The 8,063-nt window shown below is 39.0% G+C and carries 4 protein-coding genes and 1 pseudogene; all 5 read right to left on the bottom strand.

What is annotated here, in order from left to right; genetic code table 11:
- Positions 1 to 271 precede the first annotated feature (271 nt).
- Positions 272 to 577, bottom strand: a pseudogene (locus LB467_RS11640) (GIY-YIG nuclease family protein).
- A gap of 252 nt (positions 578 to 829) precedes the next feature.
- Positions 830 to 1,264 (bottom strand): hypothetical protein, encoded by a 435-nt coding sequence (locus tag LB467_RS11635; RefSeq protein ID WP_224474211.1) that lies wholly within the window; start codon positions 1,262 to 1,264, stop codon positions 830 to 832.
- 130 nt (positions 1,265 to 1,394) lie between these two features.
- Entirely contained in the window at positions 1,395 to 2,357 is a 963-nt protein-coding gene (locus LB467_RS11630; protein WP_224474210.1) for a calcium/sodium antiporter, read from the bottom strand.
- Positions 2,357 to 5,176, bottom strand: coding sequence for a M16 family metallopeptidase (locus tag LB467_RS11625; RefSeq protein WP_224474209.1), 2,820 nt, complete (start codon positions 5,174 to 5,176; stop codon positions 2,357 to 2,359). Before LB467_RS11625 ends, LB467_RS11630 begins: the two co-directional genes overlap by 1 nt.
- A gap of 273 nt (positions 5,177 to 5,449) precedes the next feature.
- On the bottom strand, positions 5,450 to 7,930 hold the full coding sequence (locus LB467_RS11620; protein ID WP_224474208.1) for a M14 family metallopeptidase: 2,481 nt from the start codon (positions 7,928 to 7,930) through the stop codon (positions 5,450 to 5,452).
- Between the last annotated feature and the right edge of the window lie 133 nt (positions 7,931 to 8,063).

The raw sequence follows: 8,063 nt of genomic DNA, 5'->3' as shown, positions 1-8,063 counted from the left end.
AAAGTCTGAACTTAGGTCTGAATCGCACTATGAATTTTTAATTCTGAGCGGGAATAGTTTACCTAAGTTCAGCTCTCTTTTCTTAATTAAACTTACAATAAATATAATAATGCAAGTCTAAAGGAGTAGGTTATTTAAGGCGGTAGCTTTAAAAAGCCGTATCGAGAACAGGTTCGGTAGTAACACTGCCACTTCTCGATACAATCTCCATTAGCACCGAGATCACTCAAAGTGGCGTCCTGACTAAATTGAATTTTAAGATTTATAGAAACTAAGAATTGGACTTTTTCTTAAAATGCTTCTTAGCCAAGTTGGGTAACGCTTCAAAACGTCCATCGATCAAAGCTTTCTTTTTAGCTCGAGATTAATTCTTGATTTGTTTTTCTCGTAAAATAGCGAAATTAATATCTGTGAATTCGGCAAAAAACACCAATTTCAAAGGTTGCCGTTTAGCAGTATAACTATCTGAATGGACTCCCGTCTGATGTTCCATCATCCTTTTTTCAAGATTAGAGGTAACACCAGTATAATAAGTCTCGTCTGCGCATTCCAAAATATAAACGTAACTAAGTTTCATCCCGATATTTTTTAAGCGAAAAGTAAGTTACTAAGTTTTTATTTATTCATTCCGTCAGTTCGAGTAGATTTTTAAGGCGGTGGCCGAAAAACATCGTATCGAGAACAGGTTCGGTTGTGACACTGCCACTTCTCGATACAATCTCGATTAGCATCGAGATCGAAGTGACGAGGTAGGTATAAACTGGTACAGAGAGTTTATAAAACACTTTTTAAAGTTTTTCTTAGTTAAATTTGCTAAACCGGCTGTTGCCTAATCCTTTATTTCTGAAACCAGATTAAAATCGATACTATCGACTTCATTTAATTTATACTGAAAAATGGCTTCACCGGCTACGTGGCCGTCTTCGTAGGCTGCCCAGATAAATCGTTCGTTTAAAATTTCAATATCCACAAAACGCATGGTGCCTCCTAAAACAGATTTTTTAGGGATAAGCTGTTGGTTTCGTTCTAAAGATTCCACAATAAATGTTTCAGGCTTTTCAAGCGAATCTAAAGCTTCATTAAATGCTACCGGATTTCGACTTTTCAACAAGCGCAATTCTTTTTCCAGCAAATCATTTTCAATCTTTAGTTCGTTTAGATCAGCTTCAAGCGTGCTTATGTGTAAGTTCGTTTTTTCCTTTTCAGCTTCATTGGTACAGCTAAGCAATAAGGCAAGAACAGGGAATAGTAGTATCTTTTTCATTTAACGAAATTAGAAGAATTTGCTTTTAAAAAATGAGAAGAAATTCCTGAAAAAACAAGTCTAAATCTTTTAGAGATCTCGACTGCCATCCATCAGACATTGAACTAACCTAATTTATCCGGTAAATAGTCTACAATTCCTGCATCACCAAATAGGTAGTGTAACCAAGATAAGCCACTAATAAAATTAAAGCTTCCCAGCGATCCAGGCTTCTCTTTTTACCCGTAATCATAGCTAAAAGAAGAAACAAGGTTCCGCCGGCCAGAATATAAAGATCCTGGTTGAAATTCAGATTGAAATCAATAGGTTTTATAAGCGAAGCGGCAGATAGAATAAGGAAAATATTAAAAATATTGGAACCAATAATGTTTCCTACAGCGATATCAGCATTCTTTTTAGCAGCAGCAACTATGGAAGTAGCCAGTTCCGGCAGGGAAGTTCCGGCTGCTACTACTGTAAGTCCGATAATTTTCTGACTAATTCCCATACTTTCGGCAATTTCTATGGCGTTGTTCACCACCAATTGACCACCTAAAACCAGTCCGGCCAAACCACCAATAATAAAAAGCGTGGTTTTTAAAGGGGAAAGGAGCTTGATGTTATCTTCTTCAACTACATCATCATTTTTAAGCTGTTTGTATACATAAAACAGGAAAGCCAAAAAGCAGAATAGTAAAATAAACCCATCCAGAGTCCCTAAAACACCCATTTTATCAGATGAAATAATTTGATCGTTGACCATAAAAAACAGGATAACCACGGCAATGAGCGAAATCGGGATTTCCTTCCAGGCAGTGCTGGATTGTACAGCCAGCGGAGTGATAAGTCCGGTGATTCCAAGGATAATAAACAGGTTGAAATTATTACTGCCTATCACATTTCCAAAAACAATATCTGAATAACCATCGGCAGCGGCAAAGGTATTGACCACGAGTTCCGGGGCCGAAGTTCCAAAGGCCACGATCGTTAACCCGATTGCCAAATTGGAAATATTGAATTTTTTGGCCAGGGCAGAAGCACCTTCCACCATATAATTGGCGCCAAAGATCAGGACTACCAGGCCCAGAATCAGTAAAAAAACAGGAAGTAGCATTATTCTTCAGTTTTGTTTAAGAGAACTGGTTTTCCCAGTCCAAGTTCTTCCAGCTTTTCCATTTGTGTTTCAGCATCTCCCACGATTAAAAAGTACATTTTTTCAGGATTGATGTACTCCTCAGCCAGCTCCCTTATGTCTAAAACGGTAAGTTGGTTTACCGTTTTTTCGCGTTGTTTTATATAATCATATTCCCGGCCAAAGGAGCTTATTTCGCTTAGCATATCCAGTTTTGAATTCAGGGTTTCAAACTTCCTGGCGTTGCTTTTAATCATAAATCCGCGGGTAACTTCCATATCTTCCCCATCGAAATTTTGCGGATAATTTTCTACAATTTCTTTGATTAATTTAACAGCATCATAGGTAATATTACTGCGAACACCGCTGGAAATTAAGAAAGGGCCTTTATTTAGCCCGGCATTAAATCTGGAACGAATTCCATAAGTATAACCTTTTCCTTCGCGTACTTCCTGGGTGAGTTGTGAGGCAAATCCGCCTCCGCCTAAGCGGTAATTCATAACTTCAGCTGAATAAAAATCATCATCGGTAGCGGCTAGGGCTGGAGCTCCAAATCTTAAAACCGATTGCTTGGCACCCGGAACATCGTAAAAATAAATTTGTGATTTCTCCGGAAGTTGAGGTTGAGCGATTTCGGGCATATCAACCGATTTGGGTGGCCAGGCCACCGAGAGACCCCGAATTCCTTTTACAGCTTCCGCTTTGTCAATTGCACCCACCACATGGAAAACACTTCGCTTCGGACTAAGATTTTCTGAATAATAATTCTGAAGATCTTTTAAAGTGATGCTATTTACCGAAGATTCCGTACCTAAATTATTCTGACCTAGAATATGATCCTCACCATAAATAAGTTTTCTAAATTCATTATTGGCGATACTATTAGGATCGGCTTCCTGTTGTTGAATTCTGCTAAGTGCCTGCTGTTTTACCAGTTTAAATTCGGTAGAATCCCAACGCGGTTCCAGTAATATTTCCTGAACCAAGTCTATTGTTTCCGCATAATTTTTCGCCAGCGTACTTCCGCTTAAAACTATTTTTTCTTCTCCTGCATTCACCCGAATGTCAGCACCCAGTAATTGAATTGCTTCTTCCAGTTCTTCAGGAGTTTTGTTTTTAGTGCCTTTGGTCATTAGGTTGGCCAAAAGATTGGAAACTCCAACTTTGTCAGGATTTTCCAGCAATAATCCACCTTGCATTTCCAGGCTAAATTTTACCAACGGAACTTCGTTATTAGTTATCCCGTATACTTTAAGTCCGGAAGGAAGAATGTTTTCCCAAATCTCCGGTACATTTAATTCGGGTGCGCTGCTATAAGAAGGCTCTACGCTTCGGTCAAAACTGGAAGGGGTTTTTTCGTAAGAAACATCGGTAGAAGTATTGACTTCTTCTTCGGCATTTTCCACGATCTTTTCTTCTACAACTTCAGCTTCTTCAGAATTCTCTAAAGCGAGTTTGGTTTGACCTTTTGGAACAAAACTGGTCGCGACGAAATGTTTTCTTTTAATGTATTTTTCATAAACCCGGCTAACGTCCTCTGCAGTGACCGCAAGTATTTTTTCTACGTCTTTATTGATATAATTCGGGTCGTTGGCAAAAATCTGGTATTGTGCCAGTTGAAAGCCTTTTCCTAAAACACTGGCGAGGCTGTTATAAAAATTGGTTTCCTGTTGTGCTTTAATTCGCTTTAGATCACGCTGCGGAATACCTTCAGCTTCAAATTCTTTAAATGTTTTAAAAATCGCGGTTTCCACTGAATCCAGGTCAACTTCATTATAAGCAGTAACCTGAAGCATCAACTGCCCGGCTAGTTCTGAAGTGTAGTTATACATCTGCACACGATCGGTCAGCTCTTTTTTAGCAACAAGATTTTGGTAAAGCGGCGCGTTTTTTCCTTCACTTAAATATTTAGCCAGGACTTCTAAAGCATAGGTGTCTTCGTGGTAAGAATATACGGCCGGCCAGGCAATAGTCAATTCCGGAAGCCGGGCAAAGTTATCTTCGTAATACAGTTTTTTGGTTTCAGAAAGATTCACTAATTGTTTTTCTTCCCTTTGAATTTCCGGGCCACGCGGGATTTCATCAAAATATTTATGAATCCATTCTTTAGCCTGTTCTTTATCAAAATCACCGGCAATAGTGAGCGTAACATTGTTAGGAACGTACCAGTTATTGTAAAATTCCTTGACATCTTCCAGGGTTGCGTTTTGCAGATCTTCCAGAGATCCAATCACCTGCCAGTTGTAAGGGTGATCCTCAGGGTAAAGATTTTTATCGATTACATAATTGGTATGGCCATACGGGCGGTTATCCACTCCCTGTCTTTTTTCGTTTTTTACCACTTGCTTTTCTTTGGCAAGTACCGGTTCGGTAACGGTATTGATAAAATAACCGAGTTTATCGGCTTCGGCCCAAATCATTTTTTCCAAAGCGTCTTTTGGTACGGTCTGGAAATAGTTGGTGCGATCTCGGCTGGTAGAACCGTTAGCTCCGGAACCGCCAATTCTGGCACTTAATTTATCGAGTCCGCCTTTTCCAAGATTTTCCGATTCCAGGAATAATAAGTGTTCGAAAAGGTGGGCAAAACCGGTACGCCCTTCTTTTTCTCGTGCTGAACCCACGTGTGCGGTTAAAGCCACTGCAACTACAGGATCTGATTTATCAATATGAAAAATAACATTTAAGCCATTTTCTAAAGTAAAAGTTTCAAAATCTACATTGAAATCGGATGATTCCTGAGATTGAATATTTTGAGAAATTGTAAAGCTGCAAAGCAGGAAAAGTAGTATTCTGAATTTCATTAAGATGAAGTTTTAGCTACCCAAAATTAGTGTTTATTTCGTTTATTTCAGAATAAAACCTTCTTTGAAGGTCAGAGGAGAAAATAAGAATATATTGAAAGTTATTGAAAAGACACGAATTCACGAATACTATTACTTATTTTCATTCGTCTATTTTCTTGACTCTTGACTCTTGACTCCTGCTTTCTCTTTTTTAATTTTCAGGAATAAAAAAGCCAAGAATACACCAATAAAATAGATTAGTGCATTCTTTGCAAAAGAAATTTTAAATACTTATAATCTGTATTTATTATTATTCACAAAGAAAACAGAGTTGGCGAAAAACAGTTTCCCATTTTCCCAGAATGCACGGAATAATGGATTATCTACCATATAAATAATGCTCCCGCTTCCCATTCTTTCTTCCCCGAAAACCAGTGAGTTTTCAAGGTTTTTGATGGCTGAACTTCCGGCAAAACCAGAGACGATTTCCGGTTCGTGAATGTAGGATACATTGTAACCGTCTTCTAAAAGCTTATAACTGCTATTACTCAATTTCAGACTAAAATAAGTGTCGTCATAACCAAATGCCATAGGGTGGGTCTTGTCCAGCCTCGTTTTCACAATACTTCCCGTAATCATATCTTTAGCGCTTTCACGCTCCCTTTGTGCGTAAGGAATTAAATTCGCCACAGCCGTTGTGTCTTTGGTTTCTGACTTGTTTTCTTTAATATTAAAATCGTCTTTTCCGGCAAAAGTTCCCACGGCCCGGCCGATAGCGATAAGTTTTCCTCCATCGCGAACCCAATCTTTTATGTTTTTCAAAGTATCCTCATCCAGAATATCGGAATAAGAACCTTCCGGCATTATTAAGACATCGAATTGCGACAAATCTACATTCTTAAAATAATTGGTGTTTATGGAAGTCAGCGGATAATTGAGATCCTGCTCAAAAAAGTACCAGATTTCACCATAATTCAAGGAAGAAATTCCTTCGCCCTTTAAAACAGCGACTTTTGGCGGATTGATAATTTTCACCTCAGGAGAACCAAAATCGGGTCCGCTCCCGGCAAAACTTGTAGTTGCTGCAACCAATTCGCGTTGGTGTTTATTGGCGATATTGACTACTGTTTGATCAAAATCATCATTCTTTCTATTGTCACTTTTTGTGATAATCAAACTTCCGCGATCAAAATCTTTTCCTTCACTTTTAAAAGGAATTTCGGTAAAACGCACTTTGATATCTTCTTTTAGCAATTCAGCTAAAAATTGAGCATCCTGCATCGCATTCCACTTGCTTATATAACCTGCACCGGAAGGATTTGCCGTATTCTTGATTTCTGAAGTTTGTGATTTTGCTTCAGTTGATACTTGTCGCGTACTGGCTACCGCTTCCAAACCATATGCATAAGGTAAGCTCCAGGCGGTGATATCATAAGTTAAAGAATCACTTAGGTAGGTAGAAGGCTCAAAAAGCACATTAACCATCTTACCCTTTGGCTGGTTTGTATTGATCACCACCGTATTTTCATCGGCATTAAATCTGCCTTTTTTGCCTTCGGTATAATTAAATCCGTTTACTCTTCCCGAAGCGGCGTTATTATATTGGATTTCGTGTTTATCCAGCAAGTCTTTTAGCGATACTATCTTATCGGGATTTCCTTTTACCGCGTAAGATTTATATTCCAAATCTGAATTATCGAAGTATTTCTCGAATTCATTATTTAAAGCCTTTACATTTTTCGTTGCGACTTCCACGGTTGATATTCCGGTGGTATGATGATGTGCTACCCGGTCTTTTAATGTGAGTTCATAACCTTCGTCGGTATTTATTCCTAATCCCGCACGACCGTGACCGGCCTGTTCGTAGGTCATACCAATCGCGCCCATATAAGTGGGGTAGGTGTCACCGTAGCTTGGGTATAACAAATCAAAGCGTTCTTTGGTAAAAAACAGCCAGCCTTCTTCATCAAAATATTCAGCGTGGTTTTTTCCGATTTGTGTTTGAAATTCTTTTTGGAAGGGTGTAATAATTTCGTGATAAGGTTCTGCCGCAGGTGCAAAATAATAAGGCTCATTAATGCCCTGTTCGTGAAAATCGACGTGAATATGCGGCATCCACTGATTGTAAATTTTAAGGCGTTGCTGGGTTTCAACTTGCGTGGCCCAGGCCCAATCGCGGTTAAGATCAAAAAGATAATGGTTTGGTCTACCGCCCGGCCAGGGTTCATGGTGTTCGGCTGCAGCTTGCAAAGGGCTGTAAGGTTCTGCTTTTACCTGGTTATACCAGTTCGCATAACGATCGCGGCCATCGGGATTTACACTTGGGTCTATAATTACCACGGTATTCTCCAGCCAATCCTTTTTTTCGGTAATCAATTCATATAAGGTTTTCATGGAAGCTTCGGTGCTGGAAGCTTCATTCCCGTGCACATTGTAGCTTAGCCAAACGATGGCTTTATCAGCTTCGGCTTCAATTTCTGAAATTCCGGCATTGCCAAGATGATTATTTCTTATTTCATCAAGGTTTTGCAGGTTTTCTTTCGAAGAAATCACCGCATAGGTAAGCGGGCGGCGTTCGTTGGTTTTTCCATAGGTATGGTAATTTACCAGCGGGGAGTTTTGAGCTACGTGTTTAAAATAATTCACCACATCGGCGTGGCGGGAGAATTGTTCGCCAATTTCATATCCCAGAAATTCTTCCGGACTTTGTAATTGCGCGTTGATTTGTAAACCTAAGAATAGAAATGCGACAGAAAGTAAAGTTGATTTCATTAATTGATTTTAAATATGATTTGATTTAAATACCTTAAAGCTTGTTTTCGTCAAGCTGAACTTGTTTCAGCTTCTAACATGTTTCAAATTAATAACATCTTAGATCCTGAAACAAGTTCAGGATGACGTGTCT

The sequence above is a fragment of the Salegentibacter tibetensis genome (assembly GCF_020164485.1).
GTDB classification, from domain to species: Bacteria; Bacteroidota; Bacteroidia; order Flavobacteriales; family Flavobacteriaceae; genus Salegentibacter; species Salegentibacter tibetensis.
This window is presented reverse-complemented; position numbering and strand designations above follow the sequence as displayed.